The 19,478-nt window shown below is 62.9% G+C and carries 22 protein-coding genes; 21 read left to right on the forward strand and 1 reads right to left on the reverse strand.

Going from position 1 to position 19,478, the window contains the following annotated elements; genetic code table 11:
- The first annotated feature begins 10 nt into the window (after window positions 1-10).
- The 5 genes from tgt to RAM80_RS23000 all read left to right on the forward strand — a co-directional run bounded on the left by tgt (window position 11) and on the right by RAM80_RS23000 (window position 5,019).
- Entirely contained in the window at window positions 11-1,126 is a 1,116-nt protein-coding gene (tgt, locus tag RAM80_RS22980) for a tRNA guanosine(34) transglycosylase Tgt (protein WP_416427543.1), read from the forward strand.
- Window positions 1,127-1,170: 44 nt separating this feature from the next.
- Window positions 1,171-1,509 carry a preprotein translocase subunit YajC gene (gene yajC / locus RAM80_RS22985; protein WP_008366112.1) on the forward strand — a complete coding sequence of 113 codons (339 nt, stop codon included), beginning with the start codon at window positions 1,171-1,173 and terminating at the stop codon, window positions 1,507-1,509.
- A 63-nt stretch (window positions 1,510-1,572) separates the two neighbouring features.
- Entirely contained in the window at window positions 1,573-3,441 is a 1,869-nt protein-coding gene (gene secD, locus RAM80_RS22990; RefSeq protein ID WP_416422714.1) for a protein translocase subunit SecD, read from the forward strand.
- Between the two features lie 9 nt (window positions 3,442-3,450).
- Window positions 3,451-4,362: a protein translocase subunit SecF gene (gene secF, locus RAM80_RS22995; RefSeq protein ID WP_416422715.1), complete on the forward strand. Its 912-nt coding sequence runs from the start codon at window positions 3,451-3,453 to the stop codon at window positions 4,360-4,362.
- Window positions 4,363-4,482: 120 nt separating this feature from the next.
- Entirely contained in the window at window positions 4,483-5,019 is a 537-nt protein-coding gene (locus RAM80_RS23000) for a glycine zipper 2TM domain-containing protein (protein ID WP_416422716.1), read from the forward strand.
- Window positions 5,020-5,198: 179 nt separating this feature from the next.
- Here RAM80_RS23000 and suhB read toward each other — a convergent pair whose 3' ends face one another.
- Window positions 5,199-6,014: an inositol-phosphate phosphatase gene (suhB, locus tag RAM80_RS23005; RefSeq protein WP_416422717.1), complete on the reverse strand. Its 816-nt coding sequence runs from the start codon at window positions 6,012-6,014 to the stop codon at window positions 5,199-5,201.
- Window positions 6,015-6,158: 144 nt separating this feature from the next.
- Between suhB and trmJ the strand changes: the two genes are divergently transcribed.
- The 16 genes from trmJ (at window position 6,159) to hisS (ending at window position 19,441) form a co-directional block, all read left to right on the forward strand.
- Entirely contained in the window at window positions 6,159-6,932 is a 774-nt protein-coding gene (gene trmJ / locus RAM80_RS23010) for a tRNA (cytosine(32)/uridine(32)-2'-O)-methyltransferase TrmJ (protein WP_416422718.1), read from the forward strand.
- Between the two features lie 2 nt (window positions 6,933-6,934).
- Complete coding sequence (cysE, locus tag RAM80_RS23015) at window positions 6,935-7,720, forward strand: serine O-acetyltransferase (RefSeq protein ID WP_416422719.1); 786 nt, start codon at window positions 6,935-6,937, stop codon at window positions 7,718-7,720.
- Between the two features lie 240 nt (window positions 7,721-7,960).
- Window positions 7,961-8,455, forward strand: a complete 495-nt coding sequence (iscR, locus tag RAM80_RS23020) for a Fe-S cluster assembly transcriptional regulator IscR (RefSeq protein ID WP_416422720.1) — start codon at window positions 7,961-7,963, stop codon at window positions 8,453-8,455.
- 40 nt (window positions 8,456-8,495) lie between these two features.
- Window positions 8,496-9,710: an IscS subfamily cysteine desulfurase gene (locus RAM80_RS23025; RefSeq protein WP_416422721.1), complete on the forward strand. Its 1,215-nt coding sequence runs from the start codon at window positions 8,496-8,498 to the stop codon at window positions 9,708-9,710.
- Between the two features lie 103 nt (window positions 9,711-9,813).
- Complete coding sequence (gene iscU / locus RAM80_RS23030) at window positions 9,814-10,200, forward strand: Fe-S cluster assembly scaffold IscU (protein ID WP_027978943.1); 387 nt, start codon at window positions 9,814-9,816, stop codon at window positions 10,198-10,200.
- Between the two features lie 31 nt (window positions 10,201-10,231).
- Complete coding sequence (iscA, locus tag RAM80_RS23035; RefSeq protein WP_416422722.1) at window positions 10,232-10,555, forward strand: iron-sulfur cluster assembly protein IscA; 324 nt, start codon at window positions 10,232-10,234, stop codon at window positions 10,553-10,555.
- Window positions 10,556-10,563: 8 nt separating this feature from the next.
- Window positions 10,564-11,085: a co-chaperone HscB gene (hscB, locus tag RAM80_RS23040; protein WP_416422723.1), complete on the forward strand. Its 522-nt coding sequence runs from the start codon at window positions 10,564-10,566 to the stop codon at window positions 11,083-11,085.
- Between the two features lie 41 nt (window positions 11,086-11,126).
- On the forward strand, window positions 11,127-12,989 hold the full coding sequence (hscA, locus tag RAM80_RS23045; protein ID WP_416422724.1) for a Fe-S protein assembly chaperone HscA: 1,863 nt from the start codon (window positions 11,127-11,129) through the stop codon (window positions 12,987-12,989).
- Between the two features lie 2 nt (window positions 12,990-12,991).
- Entirely contained in the window at window positions 12,992-13,333 is a 342-nt protein-coding gene (fdx, locus tag RAM80_RS23050; protein ID WP_416422725.1) for an ISC system 2Fe-2S type ferredoxin, read from the forward strand.
- Between the two features lie 13 nt (window positions 13,334-13,346).
- Window positions 13,347-13,547, forward strand: coding sequence for a Fe-S cluster assembly protein IscX (gene iscX / locus RAM80_RS23055; protein WP_416422726.1), 201 nt, complete (start codon window positions 13,347-13,349; stop codon window positions 13,545-13,547).
- A 90-nt stretch (window positions 13,548-13,637) separates the two neighbouring features.
- Window positions 13,638-14,063: a nucleoside-diphosphate kinase gene (ndk, locus tag RAM80_RS23060; RefSeq protein ID WP_008366138.1), complete on the forward strand. Its 426-nt coding sequence runs from the start codon at window positions 13,638-13,640 to the stop codon at window positions 14,061-14,063.
- Window positions 14,064-14,091: 28 nt separating this feature from the next.
- The gene (gene rlmN, locus RAM80_RS23065) at window positions 14,092-15,240 is read left to right on the forward strand and encodes a 23S rRNA (adenine(2503)-C(2))-methyltransferase RlmN (RefSeq protein WP_416422727.1); all 1,149 of its coding nucleotides are present in this window, start codon (window positions 14,092-14,094) and stop codon (window positions 15,238-15,240) included.
- Between the two features lie 12 nt (window positions 15,241-15,252).
- Complete coding sequence (gene pilW / locus RAM80_RS23070; protein ID WP_416422728.1) at window positions 15,253-16,011, forward strand: type IV pilus biogenesis/stability protein PilW; 759 nt, start codon at window positions 15,253-15,255, stop codon at window positions 16,009-16,011.
- On the forward strand, window positions 16,011-17,018 hold the full coding sequence (locus RAM80_RS23075; RefSeq protein ID WP_416422729.1) for a helix-turn-helix domain-containing protein: 1,008 nt from the start codon (window positions 16,011-16,013) through the stop codon (window positions 17,016-17,018). The genes pilW and RAM80_RS23075 overlap by 1 nt, the downstream gene beginning before the upstream one ends.
- A 3-nt stretch (window positions 17,019-17,021) precedes the next feature.
- Window positions 17,022-18,131: a flavodoxin-dependent (E)-4-hydroxy-3-methylbut-2-enyl-diphosphate synthase gene (gene ispG, locus RAM80_RS23080; RefSeq protein WP_416422730.1), complete on the forward strand. Its 1,110-nt coding sequence runs from the start codon at window positions 17,022-17,024 to the stop codon at window positions 18,129-18,131.
- Window positions 18,132-18,151: 20 nt separating this feature from the next.
- Window positions 18,152-19,441 carry a histidine--tRNA ligase gene (gene hisS / locus RAM80_RS23085; RefSeq protein WP_416422731.1) on the forward strand — a complete coding sequence of 430 codons (1,290 nt, stop codon included), beginning with the start codon at window positions 18,152-18,154 and terminating at the stop codon, window positions 19,439-19,441.
- The last annotated feature ends 37 nt before the right edge of the window (window positions 19,442-19,478 follow it).

Here is a 19,478-nt window from a genome sequence, read left to right on the forward strand (position 1 = left end):
CACCTGTCGTATGTCGTTCGAACTGCTGGCCACCGACGGCAAGGCCCGTCGTGGCCGCCTGACCTTCCCCCGTGGCGTGGTGGAAACCCCGGCGTTCATGCCGGTGGGCACCTATGGCACGGTGAAGGGCATGCTGCCGCGTGACATCGAGGCCATCGGCGCGCACATGATCCTGGGCAACACCTTCCACCTGTGGCTGCGCCCGGGCATGGAAGTGATCAAGGCCCACGGCGACCTGCACGATTTCATGAAGTGGCAGGGCCCGATCCTCACTGACTCGGGTGGTTTCCAGGTGTTCAGCCTGGGCGCCATGCGCAAGATCAAGGAAGAGGGCGTGACCTTCGCCTCGCCGGTGGACGGCTCCAAAGTGTTCATGGGCCCCGAAGAGTCGATGCAGGTGCAGCGCGACCTGGGCTCCGACGTGGTGATGATCTTCGACGAATGCACCCCGTACCCGGCCGACGAAGACGTGGCGCGCGTGTCCATGGAGCTGTCGCTGCGCTGGGCCCAGCGCTCGAAGAACGCCCATGGCGACAACACTGCGGCGCTGTTCGGCATCGTCCAGGGCGGCATGCACCAGAACCTGCGCATGCGCTCGCTGGAAGGCCTGGACAAGATCGGCTTCGACGGCCTGGCCATCGGCGGCCTGTCGGTGGGCGAGCCCAAGCACGAAATGATCAAGGTGCTGGACTACCTGCCAGGCCAGATGCCCGCTGACAAACCTCGTTACCTTATGGGTGTTGGCAAGCCGGAAGATCTGGTGGAGGGTGTGCGCCGCGGTGTGGACATGTTCGATTGCGTGATGCCAACCCGCAATGCCCGCAACGGGCATCTGTTCATCGACACCGGCGTGCTGAAGATCCGCAACGCGTTCCATCGCCATGATGATTCGCCGCTGGACCCGACCTGCGACTGCTACACCTGCCAGAACTTCTCCCGTGCTTACCTGCACCATTTGGACAAGTGCGGCGAAATGCTGGGGAGCATGTTGAATACGATCCACAATTTGCGTCATTACCAGGTGCTGATGGCTGGTTTGCGCGAGGCTATTCAACAAGGTACATTGGCCGCCTTTGTCGATGCCTTCTATGCCAAACGCGGGCTTGCCACGCCGCCTTTGGACTGAGTTCGTGACCCTTTGAGTCAACAATTTTGCAACTGGAGTGCTAAATGAGCTTTTTTATCTCTGATGCTTTGGCCGACGCTGGTGCGCCGGCAGCGGCAGGCCCTATGGGCGGCGGCTTCGAGTGGATTTTCCTGGTTGGTTTCCTGGTCATCTTCTACCTGATGATCTGGCGCCCACAGGCCAAGCGTGCCAAAGAGCAGAAAAACCTGCTGGGCAACCTGCAGAAAGGTGACGAAGTTGTGACCACCGGTGGTATCGCCGGCAAGATCAACAAAGTGACCGACGACTTCGTGGTAATCGAGGTTTCGGACACCGTAGAGCTGAAAATCCAGAAGGGCGCCATTGCCGCGACCCTGCCGAAAGGCACGCTCAAAGCGATCTAAGCTTCAGACTTTTACCAATCGACGGGGCGCGCAAGGCGCCCCGCGTCTTGAACGGGCGGCGTGATGCTGAACAAATACCCTCTGTGGAAATACCTACTGATCCTGGCGGTGCTGGCGGTCGGTTTTATTTATTCCGCACCCAATCTCTATCCTGATGACGCGGCCATCCAGGTCTCGGGCGCAAGTTCCGCCCTGCAAGTCACCCAGGCTGATCTGGACCGCAGCGCCAAGGCGCTGACCGATGCCGGTATCGAGGTCAAGGCGGCAACGCTGGCCGAGAATGGCAAGGGCGGTTTGTTGCGTCTGGCCAAGCGTGATGACCAGTTGCCTGCCAAGGACGTGGTCCGCAAGGCCCTGGGCGACGACTACGTGGTTGCGCTGAACCTGGCGGCGACCACGCCGCAGTGGCTGCGCAACATTGGCGCGCACCCCATGAAGCTGGGTCTGGACTTGTCCGGTGGCGTGCACTTCCTGCTGGCCGTGGACATGGACAAGGCTATTGATGCCCGCCTGAAGATCTACGAAGGCGACGTCAAGACCGAGCTGCGCAAGGAAAAGATCCGCTACCGCAGCATGCCACAGCAGAACAGTGCGATTCAGCTGGGCTTCAGCGATGCCGATTCCCTGGCCCAGGCGCAGGCCCTGATCCGCAAGAACTACACCGATTTCGACGTGGCCGCCACTACCCGTGGCGAACTGCAGGTGCTGTCGCTGACGCTGACACCAGCGAAGCTGGCCGAGATTCGCGAATACTCGATCAAGCAGAACCTGACCACCGTGCGTAACCGTGTCAACGAGCTGGGCGTGGCCGAGCCGCTGGTACAGCGCCAGGGTGCCAACCGCATCGTGGTCGAGCTGCCAGGCGTGCAGGACACTGCCGAAGCCAAGCGCATCCTGGGCAAGACTGCCAGCCTGGAATTCCGCCTGGGCGCAGGCCCGGATGATTCCCGCGCCACCACCGAGACTTTCGAGTTCCGTGATGGCAGCCGTCCGCCAGCCGCAGTCGAGCGCAGCCTGATCATCACCGGTGACCAGGTGACCGACGCCTCGGCCAGCTTCGACGAGCACGGCCAGCCGCAGGTGAACATCAAGCTGGATGGCCATGGTGGCGACCTGATGAGCCGCGCCACGCGCAGCAACGTCGGCCGCAGCATGGCGGTGATCTTCATCGAGCAGAAGCCGTTCACCCGCTACGAGAAGCAGACTGTCGACGGCGTCGAGAAAGACGTGGCCGTGCAGGACTTCGCCGAAGAGAAGAAAATCATCAGCCTGGCAACCATCCAGTCGCCGCTGGGCAGCCAATTCCGCATCACCGGCCTGAACGGCCAGGGTGAGTCGTCGGAACTGGCCCTGCTGCTGCGTGCCGGTGGCCTGGCTGCACCGATGTACTTCGCTGAAGAGCGCACCATTGGCCCGAGCCTGGGTGCCGACAACATCACCAAGGGTATCCATGCGTCCCTGTGGGGCATGCTGTTCGTGTCGCTGTTCATCATGGCCATCTACCGCTTCTTCGGCCTGATCGCCACCGTGGCACTGGCCTTGAACATGGTCGTGCTGCTGGCGCTGATGTCGGTGCTGGGTGCCACCCTGACGCTGCCGGGTATTGCCGGTATCGTGTTGACCATGGGTATGGCGGTGGACGCCAACGTGCTGATCTTCTCGCGTATTCGTGAGGAAATCGCCGCCGGGATGACCGTGCAGCGCGCGATCAACGAAGGTTTCGGCCGCGCGTTCACCGCGATCGTCGACGCCAACCTGACCACGTTGCTGGTAGGCGGCATTCTTTTCGCCATGGGCACCGGCCCGGTGAAAGGCTTCGCCGTGACCATGTCCCTGGGTATCTTTACCTCGATGTTCACAGCCATCATGGTGACCCGCGCAATGGTCAACCTGATCTACGGCGGTCGTGACTTCAAGAAGTTGTGGATTTAAGGGGCTGCCATGAAACGTACCATCAACTTCATGGGCGTTCGCAATATTGCGTTCGCCTTGACACTGTTCCTCACGGCATTGGCGCTGTTCAGCTGGTTCCACAAGGGCCTCAACTTCGGCCTGGACTTCACTGGCGGTACGCTGATCGAGCTGAACTACCAGAAGCCGGCCGACCTGACCCAGGTGCGTAGCGAACTGGTAGCCGCTGGCTACCACGAAGCCATCGTGCAGAACTTCGGTGACACCACCGACCTGCTGGTGCGCATGCCGGGCGACGACCCCAAGCTGGGCGCCCAGGTAGCTGAGGCGCTGGCCAAGGTGGGCGGCGACAACCCGGCCAAGGTTACCCGCACCGAGTTCGTCGGCCCGCAGGTGGGTGAAGAGCTGCGTGACCAGGGTGGCCTGGGCATGCTCATGGCCCTGGGCGGCGTGTTGATCTACCTGGCGTTCCGCTTCCAGTGGAAATTCGCCGTAGGCGCTATCGCTTCCCTGGTGCACGACGTGGTCGTGACCATGGGTATCCTGTCGTTCTTCCAGATCACCTTCGACCTGACGGTGCTGGCGGCGGTGCTGGCCATCATCGGCTACTCGCTGAACGACACCATCGTGGTATTCGACCGGGTGCGCGAGAACTTCCGCGTGCTGCGCAAGGCCTCGCTGATCGAGAACATCAACGTCTCGACCACCCAGACCCTGCTGCGTACCCTGGCGACCTCGATCTCGACGTTGCTGGCCATCGCCGCGCTGCTGTTCTTCGGCGGCGACAACCTGTTCGGCTTCTCCATCGCGCTGTTCATCGGCGTGCTGGCGGGTACCTACTCCTCGATCTACATCGCCAACGTGGTGCTGATCTGGCTGAACCTGAACAGCGACGACCTGATTGCCCCGGTCACCAAGGACAAGGTCGACGATCGCCCGTAATGTGATCGCCGTCACTTAATCCCCTGAAAAGGCGCGAGTTTTGAACTCGCGCCTTTTTTTGTGCTCCAAGGCTGGGAGAAGCGCGGACTTTGATCCGTATAAGAAGGTCAGGAGGTTCAAGTGAACAAATCGTTGCTGGTTGGTGCAGTGTTGGGTGCTGTCGGTGTGACTGCCGGTGGTGCTGTCGCGACCTACAGCCTCGTGAAAAGTGGCCCAGAGTACGCAGAAGTTCTGGCTGTAGACCCTATCAATCAAGAGATCAAGACGCCCCGCAAGGAGTGTCATGACGTGGCGGTAACCCATCGCCGGGCCGTGCAGGACCAGCACCAGGTGGCCGGTACCGTGATCGGCGCCGTGGGCGGTGGCCTGCTGGGCCACCTGGTGGGTGGCGGCAAGGGCAAGACCCTGGCTACCGTGGCGGGCGCCGTGGGCGGTGGCTACGCGGGCAACAAGGTGCAGGAACACATGCAGAACGGTGATACCTACACCACCACCGAAAGCCGCTGCAACACGGTCAACGACATCAGCAACAAGGTGGTTGGCTACAACGTGAAGTACCAGCTCAATGGCCAGGTCGGCCAGGTGAAGATGGACCGTGACCCGGGCTCCAAGATCCCGGTGAGCAAGGACGGCCAGCTGGTGCTGACCCAGCAGTAAAGGCGCCTCCGCATGCGTAGCCGCTGCCGAAGGCTGCGCTGGCCCTGGGCCTCGCTGGAGATCTCCAGTGTTCACAAGGGCCAGCGCAGCCTGGCGGCAGCGGCTACAAGGTGTCGGTGATTATTCAGGCAATAAAAAAGCACCCCGAAGGGTGCTTTTTTATTGCCTGGCGAAAAAGCTTAGCGCTTGATCGAAGGCGGCAGGTGCGGCTGGATGGCCGTCAGTACTGCCTTGAAGCACTTGATGTTGCCGGCAACGATGTGGCCCTTCTCCAGGAAGTCGTGACCACCGGTGAAGTCGCTCACCAGGCCGCCAGCTTCCTGGATCAGCAGGGCGCCTGCGGCCATGTCCCAATCGCTCAGGCCCGACTCCCAGAAGGCGTCGAAACGGCCGGCGGCCACGTAGGCCAGGTCCAGGCTGGCAGCGCCGGCGCGGCGGATGCCGGCGGTCTGGCCGACCAGGGCGCGGAACATGCCCAGGTAGTTGTCCAGGTCAGCCATCTGGTTGTCACGGAACGGGAAGCCGGTGCCCAGCAGGGCGCCGTCCAGGCTGGTGCGGCCGCTGACGCGCAGGCGACGGCCGTTCAGTTGGGCGCCACGGCCACGGCTGGCGGTGAATTCTTCCTGGCGGACCGGGTCCAGTACCACGGCGTGTTCCAGGCGGCCGCGGTATTTGCAGGCAATGCTGACGGCAAAGTGCGGGATGCCGCGCAGGAAGTTGGTGGTGCCATCCAGTGGGTCGATGATCCACTCGTATTCGGCGCCTTCGCCGCTGCCAGCGTGCAGGCCGGTTTCCTCACCACGGATGGTGTGGGTCGGGTAAGCCTTGCGCAGGGCTTCGATGATTTTTTGCTCGGCCGCACGATCGACTTCAGAGACGTAATCCTTCGCGTCTTTTTCATCAACCTTGATGGTATCCAGGCGCTCGATGGAGCGGAAAATCAATTCACTGGCGCTGCGGGCGGCGCGCAGCGCGATATTCAGCATGGGCTGCATGGACGTTTCACCTAGGTCGTTAAAGAAAGCCGAACATTCTAGCAGAAAAGTACGTTTGCAGAAGAGGGTAGTCAGCATTCGTAGCGTAAGCGGTATCTGTTCGGTAAGATTTCATTTCTTTCCCCCGGTCTGTGAGCGCTCGCCTTGCTGCAAAATATTCGTGTCGTCCTGGTCAACACCAGCCACCCCGGCAACATCGGCGGGGCTGCGCGCGCCATGAAGAACATGGGTCTGTCGCGCCTGGTGCTGGTAGACCCGCTGGATTTCCCGTCCCACGAAGCCAGCGCACGCGCCTCGGGCGCCGATGACGTGCTGGACAACGTCCAGGTGGTCGCCACCCTGGAAGAGGCCCTGGTGGGCACCACCATGGTGCTGGGCACCAGCGCCCGCGAGCGACGTATTCCCTGGCCGTTGCTGGACCCCCGCGAATGCGGCAGCAAAAGCGTCGAAGAAGCCGCCCAGGTGGGTGGCGAGGTGGCCCTGGTGTTCGGTCGCGAACACGCCGGGCTCACCAACGACGAGCTGCAGCGATGTCATTTCCACGTGCATATCCCGTCGAACCCCGATTTCAGCTCGCTGAACCTGGGTGCGGCGGTGCAGGTCCTGGCCTACGAAGTGCGTATGGCCTGGCTGGCAGCCGAAGGGCAGGCGTCCAAGACCGAGAAGGTCGAAGTGGCGTCGGTCAAGAGCGCAGAGCTCTCGACCAGCGACGAGATGGAGCGTTTCTACCAACACCTGGAGAACACCCTGGTGGAGATCGGCTTCCTCGACCCGCAGAGCCCCCGGCACCTGATGGCGCGTTTGCGCCGCCTGTACGGCCGCAGCTCGGTTGCCAAGGCGGAAATGAACATATTGCGCGGCATTCTCACGGAGACCCAGAAAGTGGCCCGTGGCGAGCCGCATAAGCGGAAGGATTAGTCATGTTCGAGCGTTTGCGTGAAGACATTCAAAGCGTATTCCATCGCGACCCGGCGGCGCGCAATGCCTTCGAGGTGCTGACCAGCTACCCCGGCATGCACGCCATCTGGCTGCACCGTGGCGCGCACAAGCTGTGGAAGGCCGACTTCAAGTGGCTGGCGCGCATGGTCTCCAACTTCGGGCGCTGGATGACCGGCATCGAGATTCACCCGGGCGCACGCATTGGCCGGCGGTTCTTCATCGACCACGGCATGGGCATCGTCATTGGCGAAACCGTCGAGATCGGCGACGACGTCACCCTGTACCAGGGCGTGACCCTGGGTGGTACCAGCTGGAACAAGGGCAAGCGCCACCCCACGCTGGAAGATGGCGTGGTGGTAGGGGCGGGCGCCAAGGTGCTGGGCCCGTTCACTGTGGGGGCCGGTGCCAAGATCGGCTCCAACGCCGTGGTCACCAAGCCGGTGCCCGCCGGCGCCACCGCCGTGGGCATCCCGGGGCGCATCATCGTCAAGGGCGATGACGCCGTGGACGCCAAGCGCAAGGCCATGGCCGAGAAGATCGGCTTCGAGGCCTATGGCGTGACCGCGGACATGCCCGACCCGGTGGCGCGCGCCATCGGCCAGCTGCTGGACCACCTGCACGCCGTCGACGGGCGCCTGGAGGACATGTGCGGGGCGATGACCCGCATGGGCAGTGACTACTGCGCCAAGGACCTGCCCGAGCTGCGCGACGAAGACTTCAAGTGCGTGAAGGGCGAAGTCGACGTCCCTGCCGCCGAAGCTCGCTGAAGCTTGGGGGAGCCTGTGGGAGCTGGCTTGCCAGCGAGCTTTTGGTTGTTGCAAAAAGCTCGCTGGCAAGCCAGCTCCCACGGGAGCGGGCAAATCAGAATTCCCGTGCTATAGTACGCCGCCCGTTTTGCCGCTATTCCCGACTAAAGTGGTAGGTCTTAAAGTTGACTTAAATACTCGGGAATTGCATACTCACAGCTCATCCGCTCCTCCCTTTTTCGTGTAACCGTGGTACTCGCCATGCGACTGACAACTAAAGGCCGATACGCCGTCACTGCCATGCTCGACCTGGCATTGCACGCGCAGCATGGGCCGGTTTCATTGGCCGATATCTCCGAGCGCCAAGGCATCTCCCTGTCGTACCTGGAGCAACTGTTCGCCAAGCTGCGTCGCAGCAACCTGGTGTCCAGCGTGCGCGGGCCGGGGGGTGGCTACCAGCTGTCCCGTGACATGCAGGGGATCCAGGTGGCCCAGGTCATCGACGCCGTCAACGAATCGGTCGACGCAACACGTTGCCAGGGATTGGGTGATTGTCATGCTGGCGACACGTGCCTCACGCACCACTTGTGGTGCGACCTGAGCCAGCAGATTCATGAATTTTTGAGCGGTATCAGTCTGGCTGACCTTGTCACTCGCCGTGAAGTGCAAGAGGTCGCCCAGCGCCAGGACCTGCGCCGTTGCAACACCACCAAGAGCCAGCGCCTGGACAAGATCGAAACGTCCTTCGTCGAATGACGATGGGACTGTGGCTAGCCCGCCTGATAGGAGAATTTCAATGAAGTTGCCGATTTACCTCGATTACTCCGCCACCACGCCGGTCGACCCGCGTGTAGCGCAAAAGATGATTGAATGCCTGACCAACGAGGGGAACTTCGGCAACCCGGCATCGCGTTCCCACGTGTTCGGCTGGAAAGCCGAGGAAGCGGTCGAGAACGCCCGTCGCCAGGTGGCTGACCTGGTCGGCGCCGACCCGCGTGAAATCGTCTGGACCAGCGGTGCAACCGAGTCCGACAACCTGGCCATCAAGGGTGTCGCGCACTTCTATCACACCAAGGGCAAGCACCTGATCACCTCCAAGATCGAGCACAAGGCGGTCCTGGACACCATGCGCCAGCTGGAGCGTGAAGGCTTCGAAGTCACCTACCTGGACCCCCAGGAAGACGGCCTGATCACCCCGGCCATGATCGAAGCCGCGCTGCGCGACGACACCATCCTGGTGTCGGTGATGCACGTGAACAACGAAATCGGCACCGTCAACGACATCGCCGCCATTGGCGAGCTGACCCGCTCGCGCGGCGTGATGTTCCACGTTGACGCTGCCCAGTCCACCGGCAAGGTCGACATCGACCTGACCAAGCTGAAAGTCGACCTGATGTCGTTCTCGGCCCACAAGACCTACGGCCCCAAGGGCATTGGCGCGCTGTACGTCAGCCGCAAGCCGCGCGTGCGCCTGGAAGCCACCATGCACGGCGGCGGTCACGAGCGCGGCATGCGTTCGGGCACCCTGGCGACCCACCAGATCGTCGGCATGGGCGAGGCCTTCGCCATCGCCAAGCAGGAAATGGCCAGCGAGAACGCCCGCCTGCAAGCCTTGAGCGAGCGTTTCTTCAAGCAGGTCGAGCACCTGGAAGAGCTGTACGTGAACGGCAGCCTGACTGCGCGCGTGCCGCACAACCTGAATTTGAGCTTCAATTACGTCGAAGGCGAGTCGCTGATCATGGCGCTCAAGGACCTGGCCGTCTCGTCCGGTTCGGCCTGCACCTCGGCTTCCCTGGAGCCGTCCTACGTGCTGCGCGCCCTGGGCCGCAACGACGAACTGGCACACAGCTCGATCCGCTTCACCTTCGGCCGTTTCAGCACCGAAGAAGAAATCGACTACGCCGCGCAGAAAGTCTGCGAGGCCGTGACCAAGCTGCGCGAACTGTCGCCGCTGTGGGATATGTTCAAAGACGGCGTCGACATCTCGAAGATCGAGTGGGCGGCACACTAAACAAAAGAAGCCGCCACCATCCAGATCCTGTAGAGACGTGGCGTTAACGCAGGCGTACCTACAGGGCCTTCAGAGCGGCCCTGATGAGTGAGGATTTAGAATCATGGCTTACAGCGAAAAGGTCATCGACCACTACGAAAACCCACGTAACGTCGGCAAGATGAACGCCGAGGACCCGGACGTGGGCACCGGCATGGTTGGCGCTCCAGCCTGCGGCGACGTCATGCGCCTGCAGATCAAGGTCAACGAGCAGGGCATCATCGAAGACGCCAAGTTCAAGACCTACGGCTGTGGCTCCGCCATCGCCTCCAGCTCCCTGGCCACCGAGTGGATGAAGGGCAAGTCGCTGGACGAAGCGGTCACCATCAGCAACACCCAGCTGGCCGAAGAACTGGCGCTGCCGCCGGTGAAAATCCACTGCTCCGTACTCGCCGAAGACGCCATCAAGGCTGCCGTTCACGATTACAAGCAGAAGAAAGGTCTGCTCTAACAGCACGCATCGCACGATGTAAGGAGTCTCGATGGCTATCAGCATGACAGAAGCCGCTGCCAAGCATATCCGCCGTTCCCTGGACGGCCGCGGCAAGGGCGAGGGCATCCGCCTGGGCGTCCGTACCACCGGCTGCTCGGGCCTGGCCTATGTGCTGGAATTCGTTGACGCGCTGGGTGAAGACGACCAGGTGTTCGAAAGCCACGGCGAAAAGGTGATCATCGATCCCAAGAGCCTGGCGTACCTGGACGGCACCGAACTGGACTTCGTCAAGGAAGGCTTGAACGAAGGCTTCAAGTTCAACAACCCCAACGTGCGCGGTGAATGTGGCTGCGGCGAAAGCTTCAACGTTTGAGGCCGGTCGTGGGTACTCCTTGTCATTTCGCCTTGTTTGACCTGCAACCGAGCTTCCGCCTGGACCTCGACCAGCTGGCCGCGCGCTACCGTGAGTTGGCGCGCGCCGTGCACCCCGATCGCTTTGCCGATGGTAGCGAGCGCGAGCAGCGCCTGGCACTGGAGCAGTCGGCGGGCCTGAACGAGGCCTACCAGACGCTCAAGAGCTCGCCCAAGCGTGCCCGCTACCTGCTGGCCATCGGTGGCCACGAAGTGCCCCAGGAAGTCACGGTCCACGACCCTGAGTTCCTGATGCAGCAGATGCAGTGGCGCGAAGAGCTCGAAGACCTGCAGGACAGTGCCGACCTCGACGGTGTGGCGCAGTTCAAGCGGCGCCTGAAGGCTGCCAGCGAGCAGTTGAACGAAAGCTTCGCCGGCTGTTGGGATGATGCAGCGCAACGCGAACAGGCCGAACGCCTGATGCGGCGCATGCAGTTCCTCGACAAGCTGTCCTACGAAGTGCGCCAGCTGGAAGAGCGCCTCGACGATTAACCCAGTGTTGCTACGGCTGCACGCCTGATATTCAGATAAGCATGGCCCTACTGCAGATCGCCGAACCCGGCCAGAGTCCTCAACCGCACCAGCGCAAGCTGGCTGTGGGTATCGACCTTGGCACTACCAATTCGCTGGTCGCTGCCTTGCGCAGCGGCCTGTCCGAGCCACTGGCCGACGCGCAGGGGCAGGTCATTCTGCCGTCCGCCGTTCGCTACCACGCCGACCGCGTCGAAGTGGGCGCCGGCGCCAAGGCTGCCGCCGCCAGTGACCCGCTCAACACCATCGTTTCGGTCAAGCGCCTGATGGGCCGCGGCCTGGCGGACGTCAAGCAGCTGGGCGACCAGCTGCCGTACCGCTTCGTCGGTGGTGAGTCGCACATGCCGTTCATCGACACCGTGCAGGGCGCCAAGAGCCCGGTCGAAGTCTCCGCCGACATCCTCAAGGTGCTGCGCCTGCGCGCTGAAGCCACCCTGGGTGGCGAGCTGGTAGGCGCGGTAATCACCGTGCCGGCCTACTTCGACGACGCCCAGCGCCAGGCCACCAAGGACGCCGCCAAACTGGCCGGCCTCAACGTGCTGCGCCTGCTCAACGAGCCGACCGCGGCCGCCGTGGCCTATGGCCTGGACCAGCATGCCGAGGGCCTGGTGGCCATCTATGACCTGGGTGGCGGTACCTTCGACATTTCCATCCTGCGCCTGACCGGCGGTGTCTTCGAAGTGCTGGCCACCGGTGGCGACAGCGCCCTGGGTGGCGACGACTTCGACCACGCCATCGCCAGCTGGATTGTGCAGCAGGCGGGCCTGTCCGCCGACCTCGACCCGGGCGCCCAGCGCCAGCTGCTGCAAGTGGCCTGCGCCGCCAAGGAAGCCCTGACTGACGCCGCGTCGGTTGAGGTGGTGCATGGCGCGTGGAAAGCCGAGCTGAGCCGCGAGGCGTTCGACGCCCTGATCGAGCCGATGGTTGCCCGCAGCCTCAAGGCCTGCCGCCGCGCCGTACGTGACTCGGGCGTGGAAATCGACGAAGTGGCCGCCGTGGTCATGGTTGGCGGTTCCACCCGTGTGCCGCGCGTGCGCGAGGCCGTGGCCGAGCTGTTCGGCCGCCAGCCGCTGACCGAGATCGACCCGGACCAGGTGGTCGCCATTGGCGCCGCCATCCAGGCCGACACCCTGGCCGGCAACAAGCGTGACGGCGCCGAGCTGTTGCTGCTGGACGTGATTCCGCTGTCCCTGGGCCTGGAAACCATGGGCGGGCTGATGGAGAAGGTGATTCCGCGCAATACCACCATTCCCGTCGCCCGTGGCCAGGACTTCACTACCTATAAGGACGGCCAGTCGGCCATGATGATTCACGTGCTGCAAGGCGAGCGTGAATTGATCAGTGACTGCCGCTCCCTGGCGCGCTTCGAATTGCGTGGCATCCCGGCCATGGTGGCGGGCGCGGCGAAAATCCGCGTCACCTTCCAGGTCGACGCCGACGGCCTGCTCAGCGTCTCCGCGCGTGAGCTGGGCTCGGGCGTTGAGGCCAGCATCCAGGTCAAGCCGTCCTACGGCCTGACCGACGGCGAAATCGCCCGCATGCTCAAGGATTCGTTCCAGTACGCCGGCGACGACAAGGTCGCGCGCCAGCTGCGCGAGCACCAGGTAGACGCCGAGCGCCTGCTGGAAGCGGTGCAGGGCGCCCTGGAAGCCGACGGCGACCGCCTGCTGGACGCCGAAGAGCGCCTGGCAATCGAGCACCAGATGACTGAACTGCGTGAATTGATGAGCGGTACCGACGGCGCGGCCATTGAGCAGCAGACCAAGCGTCTGTCGCAGGTCACCGACGCCTTCGCGGCCCGCCGCCTCGACTCGACGGTGAAAGCCGCGTTGGCCGGGCGCAACCTGAATGAGATTGAGGAATAACGATGCCGCAGGTCATTTTTCTGCCCCACGAAAAGTTTTGCCCGGAAGGCCTGGTAGTCGAGGCCGCCACCGGCACGTCTATCCTTGAGCTGGCCCACGATCATCACATCGAGATCGAAAGCGCCTGCGGCGGCGTGTGCGCCTGCACCACCTGTCACTGCATCATCCGCGAAGGCTTCAATTCGCTGGAAGAGGCCGACGAGCTGGAAGAAGATTACCTGGACAAGGCCTGGGGCCTGGAAGCGCAATCGCGCCTGGCGTGCCAGGCCGTGGTGGGCACCGAGGACCTGACGGTCGAAATCCCGAAATATTCGCTTAACCATGCGGCCGAAGCGCCGCACTGATCGGGAAGCTGTCATGAGCTACGGTTGGAATGATGTACAACGTATTGCAGAGGAATTGGCCGAAGCCAAGCCGGGCGTTGACCCGTATTCGGTGAATTTCGTCGATCTGCAGCAATGGATCAAGGATTTGCCTGGTTTCGACAGCACTTCTGGCCGGGTAGGCGAGAAGGTGCTGGAAGCGGTCCAGACCCTTTGGGCCGACGAAATAGACTGATCATCTTTGCAGGTTAGGCATTACCCCAGAACCCGCGTATAATTCGCGGGTTTAATTTTTCGCAACAATCACTGTTTCTGGAGTTTCACCATGGCTGTTCAACGTACTTTCTCCATCATCAAGCCTGACGCTGTTGCCAAGAACGTCATCGGCGAGATCACCACTCGTTTCGAAAAAGCCGGTCTGCGCGTCGTTGCCTCGAAACTGAAGCAACTGTCCAAGGCCGAAGCTGAAGGTTTCTACGCTGAGCACAGCGCTCGTGGCTTCTTCGGCGAGCTGGTTGCCTTCATGATCTCCGGTCCTGTCGTTGTACAGGTGCTGGAAGGCGAAAACGCCATCGCTCTGAACCGTGAGCTGATGGGCGCCACCAACCCTAAAGAAGCTGCTGCCGGCACCATCCGTGCTGACTTCGCTGACTCCATCGACGCCAACGCTGTTCACGGTTCGGACTCCGAAGCCGCTGCTGCCCGCGAAATCTCGTACTTCTTCGCTGCTACCGAAGTAACCACTCGCTAAGCCACGGCCAACGAGTGAAGGTGAAACCATGACCGTAATGACTGGCAAGACAAACCTATTGGGCTTGACCCAACCAGAGATGGAACAGTTCTTCGACTCGATCGGGGAGAAGCGCTTTCGTGCCGGTCAGGTCATGAAGTGGATTCACCATTTTGGTGTCGATGATTTCGACGCCATGACGAACGTCGGCAAGGCCTTGCGCGAAAAGCTCAAGGCCTGTGCCGAAATTCGTGGTCCCGAAGTGGTCAGCGAGGACATCTCCACCGACGGCACCCGCAAGTGGGTGGTGCGCGTGGCGTCCGGCAGCTGCGTCGAGACCGTGTACATCCCGCAGGGCAAGCGCGGCACCTTGTGTGTCTCGTCCCAGGCGGGCTGCGCCCTGGACTGCAGTTTCTGCTCCACCGGCAAGCAAGGCTTCAACAGCAACCTCACCGCCGCCGAAGTCATCGGCCAGGTGTGGATTGCCAACAAATCCTTCGGCAGCGTCCCGGCTACCATCGACCGCGCCATCACCAACGTGGTGATGATGGGCATGGGCGAGCCGCTGCTGAACTTCGACAACGTCATCGCCGCCATGCGGCTGATGATGGATGACCTGGGCTATGGCATCTCCAAACGCCGGGTCACCCTGTCCACCTCGGGCGTGGTGCCGATGATCGACGTGCTCGCCGATCACATCGACGTCTCGCTGGCCCTGTCGCTGCACGCGCCGAACGACGCGCTGCGCAACGAACTGGTGCCGATCAACAAGAAATACCCGCTCAAGATGCTGCTCGAGTCGTGCCAGCGCTACATGTCCCAACTGGGCGAGAAGCGCGTGCTGACCATCGAGTACACCCTGCTCAAGGACGTCAACGACAAGCTCGAGCACGCGGTGGAAATGGTCGAGCTGCTCAAGAACGTACCGTGCAAGATCAACCTGATCCCGTTCAACCCGTTCCCGCACTCCGGTTACGAGCGTCCGAGCAACAACGCCATCCGGCGTTTCCAGGATCATTTGCACCAGGCCGGTTTCAATGTCACGGTGCGCACTACCCGCGGCGAAGACATCGACGCCGCCTGTGGTCAATTGGTAGGGCAGGTGATGGACCGCACCCGCCGTAGCGAACGCTATATCGCCGTACGCCAACTGGCTGCCGACGCCGATATGCCGCTGAACGCCGACAACCGGCCCTGAGAGAGGATCTCCATGACCGTGCGCGCCGCGCTGTTGCTATTGTTCTTCAACCTGTTGGTTGGTTGCGTTTCCACGGGTAAAGTCAACCCGATGGAAACCAGCAAGGGACGCGAAGAGGCGCGCAAGGCTCTGGTCCAACTGGGTATCGGCTACCTGCAGACCGGCCAGGCCGAACAGGCCAAGGTGCCGCTCAAGCAGGCGCTGGAAATCGACAGCTCCGACCCCGAGGCCAACGGCGCCCTGGGGCTGGTGTTCCAGGCTGAGCTTGAGCCCAAGCTGGCCGAGCAGTATTTCAAGAAAGCGCTGTCCAGCCGCCCGAAAGATGCCCGCACCCTCAACAACTACGGCGGTTTCCTGTACGAGCAGAAGCGGTATCAGGAAGCTTACGAAACCTTTGAGAAAGCCGCCGACGATCCCCTGTATCCTGAGCGCTCGCGGGTGTTCGAGAACCTGGGCCTGACCGCCCGGGCCATGGGCAACAAGCCGCTGGCGGTGCAATTGTTTGACAAGGCATTGCGGTTGAAGGCCGATCAGCCCCAGGCATTGCTGGAAATGGCTGAGTTGTCTTACGAAGACAGGCATTATGTGCCGGCGCGCGGTTATTACGACCGTTTCAGCCAGCTGAGCGAGCAGAACGCCCGCAGCCTGTTGCTGGGCACGCGCCTGGCACGGATTTTCCAGGACAAGAACAAGGCCGCCAGTTTCGGCCTGCAACTTAGAAGACTCTATCCCGGTACGCCGGAATATCAGCAATACCTGTCGGAGCAATGATGAAAGCGGCGCATCCCGAAGTTGTAGCAGCGACTCGCGTGAACCCTGGTGACACCTTGCGCCAGGCCCGCGAGAGCAAAGGCTGGTCGCTGGCCGACGTGGCCGTGAAACTCAACCTCACGGCCACTTCGCTGGGCAACCTGGAGGCCGGCGCCTTCGACAAGCTGCCGGGGCATACCTTTGCCCGCGGTTACATCCGTGCCTACGCCAAGCTGCTGGGCATGGACCAGGCGCCGCTGGTGCAGGCCTTCGACCAGGCCACCGGCAGCCACGCCCAGGGCAGCGAAGTGCATGCGCTGGGCCGCATCGAGGAACCGGTGCGCCTGTCCCACAACATCCTGCGCGGCGTGAGCCTGCTGCTGTTGGTGCTGGTGGTGGGCGGCGGCTTCTTCTGGTGGCAGGACCAGACCGCCCAGCGTGGCAAGGACCAGGCCGGGCTTGCCATGGAGCATGTCGAAGTCGAAAGCGCCGACGGCACCACCCAGATCCACCCGATCGACGAGCCGGAAGACCAGGCCGTGGCCGAGGCCCAGAAGCCTGCCACCGAGGCCCAGGCAACTGAAACCGCTGCGGCCGAAGCGCCTGCCCCGGCGACAGCCGGCGTTCAGCCTGCCGCGCCTACCGTGGCACCTGCGCCTGCCGTCACCGCGCCGGCGCCGGCACCTGCTGCAACGAACACCCCGGCCCTGGTGCACCAGCCGGCCGCCCCGGTGGCCCCGGTGGCCGCCGCCCCGGTAGCGCCTGCAGCCCAGGCCCCGGTGGCCGGCGCTGGCCAACTGCACCTGCAATTCACCGCCGACTGCTGGACCCAGGTCACCGATGGCAACGGCAAAGTGCTGCTCAGCGCCCTCAAGCGCAAGGGCGAGACCGTCGACCTGAACGGCAAGCCGCCGTTCGCCGTGCGCCTGGGCTATGCCCGTGGCGCGCAGGTCAGCTTCAACGGCCAGCCGGTCGACGTTGCACCTTTCACCTCTGGCGAGACTGCTCGCATGAAAGTAGGGCAATAAACCATGCATGGCGAATCCCCGATCAAGCGTCGCGAATCCCGTAAAATCTGGGTCGGCAATGTGCCGGTGGGTGGCGATGCCCCCATCGCGGTACAGAGCATGACCAACACCGACACCAACGACGTGGCGGCCACCGTGGCGCAGATCCGTCGCCTGGAAGACGCCGGCGCCGACATCGTGCGCGTTTCGGTGCCGGACATGGACGCCGCCGAGGCGTTCGGCAAGATCAAGCAACAGGTGCGCGTGCCCCTGGTGGCCGACATCCACTTCGACTACAAGATCGCCTTGCGCGTGGCCGAACTGGGCGTGGACTGCCTGCGTATCAACCCAGGCAACATCGGTCGTGAAGACCGTGTGCGCGCCGTGGTCGATGCCGCCCGCGACCGTGGCATCCCGATCCGCATCGGCGTGAACGCCGGTTCCCTGGAAAAGGACCTGCAGAAGAAGTACGGCGAACCCACCCCCGAAGCACTGGTGGAGTCCGCCCTGCGCCACGTTGAGCACCTGGAGCGCCTGAACTTCCAGGACTTCAAGGTCAGCGTGAAGGCCTCCGACGTGTTCATGGCCGTCGCCGCCTACCGCCTGCTCGCCACCCAGATCTCCCAGCCGCTGCACCTGGGCATCACCGAGGCCGGCGGTTTGCGCTCCGGCACGGTGAAATCCTCGGTGGGCCTAGGTATGCTGCTGGCCGACGGCATCGGCGACACCATCCGCATCTCCCTGGCCGCCGACCCGGTGGAAGAGATCAAGGTGGGCTACGACATCCTCAAGTCCCTGCGCCTGCGCTCGCGTGGCATCAACTTCATCGCCTGCCCGAGCTGCTCGCGGCAGAACTTCGATGTGGTGAAGACCATGAACGAGCTGGAAGGGCGCCTGGAAGACCTGCTGGTGCCGCTGGACGTGGCGGTGATCGGTTGCGTGGTCAACGGCCCTGGCGAAGCCAAGGAAGCCCACGTGGGCCTTACCGGCGGCACGCCGAACCTGATCTACATCGACGGCAAGCCTGCGCAGAAGCTGACCAACGACAACCTGGTGGAAGAGCTCGAGAAGCTGATTCGCCAGAAGGCGGCCGAAAAGGTCGAGGCCGACGCGGCGCTGATCGCCCGCGGCTGACAGAACACTAAGGATTTCTCGTGAGTAAGACGCTGCAAGCCATCCGTGGCATGAACGACATCCTGCCCGACCAGACGCCCCTGTGGCGCTACTTCGAAGGCACCGTGGCAGGGCTGCTGGACACCTACGGCTACCGGCAGATCCGCATGCCGATCGTCGAGTTCACCGACCTGTTCAAGCGCTCCATCGGCGAAGTCACCGACATCGTCGAGAAAGAGATGTACACCTTCGAGGACCGCAACGGCGACTCGCTGACCCTGCGCCCCGAAGGCACGGCGGCGTGCGTGCGCGCGGTGCTGGAGCACGGCATCACCGGCGGTGGCCAGGTGCAGAAGCTCTGGTACGTGGGCCCCATGTTCCGTCACGAGCGCCCGCAGAAAGGCCGCTACCGCCAGTTCCACCAGATCGGCTGCGAGGTGTTCAACCTCGACGGCCCGGACATCGACGCCGAGCTGATCGTGCTCACCTGGCGCCTGTGGGGTGCCCTGGGCATCCGCGACGCGGTGAAGCTCGAGCTCAACAGCCTGGGCACCTCCGAGGCCCGCGGTCGCTACCGCGAGGCGCTGGTGGCGTTCCTCACCGAGCACCTGGACCAGATCGACGAAGACAGCCAGCGCCGGTTGAAGACCAACCCGCTGCGCGTGCTGGACACCAAGCACCCTGAGACCCAGGCCGTGCTGGTGAACGCGCCGAAGCTGGCCGATTACCTGGACGAAGAGTCGCGCGTGCACTTCGAAGGCCTGAAGGCCCGCCTGGACGCCGCCGGCATTCCCTACGTGATCAACCCCAAGCTGGTGCGTGGCCTGGACTACTACAGCAAGACCGTGTTCGAGTGGGTCACCGACAAGCTCGGCGCCCAGGGCACCGTGTGCGCTGGCGGCCGCTACGACGGCCTGGTCGAGCAGATGGGCGGCAAGCCCACCACCGGCGTTGGCTTCGCCATGGGCATCGAACGCCTGATCCTGCTGCTGGAAACCCTGGAGCAGGTGCCCGAGTCCATCGCCCGTACCGTTGACGTTTACCTGTGCGCCTTTGGCGAGCAGGCCGAACTGGCCGGCCTGGCCCTGACCGAGCGCCTGCGCGATGCACTGCCGCAGCTGCGCATCCAGGTCAACGCCGGTGCCGGCAGCTTCAAGAGCCAGTTCAAGAAGGCGGACAAGAGCGGTGCGCTCTACGCCTTGATCCTGGGGGACGACGAACTGGCGCAACAAGTGGTAGGTTTCAAACCCCTGCGTGGCCAGGGCGAACAACAAAACATTGCCTGGGATGCTCTGGGTGAGCATCTGGCGACTTGCGTCGTGCAGGGTTGAGGCAGGCTTCAGGCCGAATTTGCGAAATAGGAGTATT

The organism is Pseudomonas sp. App30 (assembly GCF_047947025.1).
Lineage (GTDB): Bacteria > Pseudomonadota > Gammaproteobacteria > Pseudomonadales > Pseudomonadaceae > Aquipseudomonas.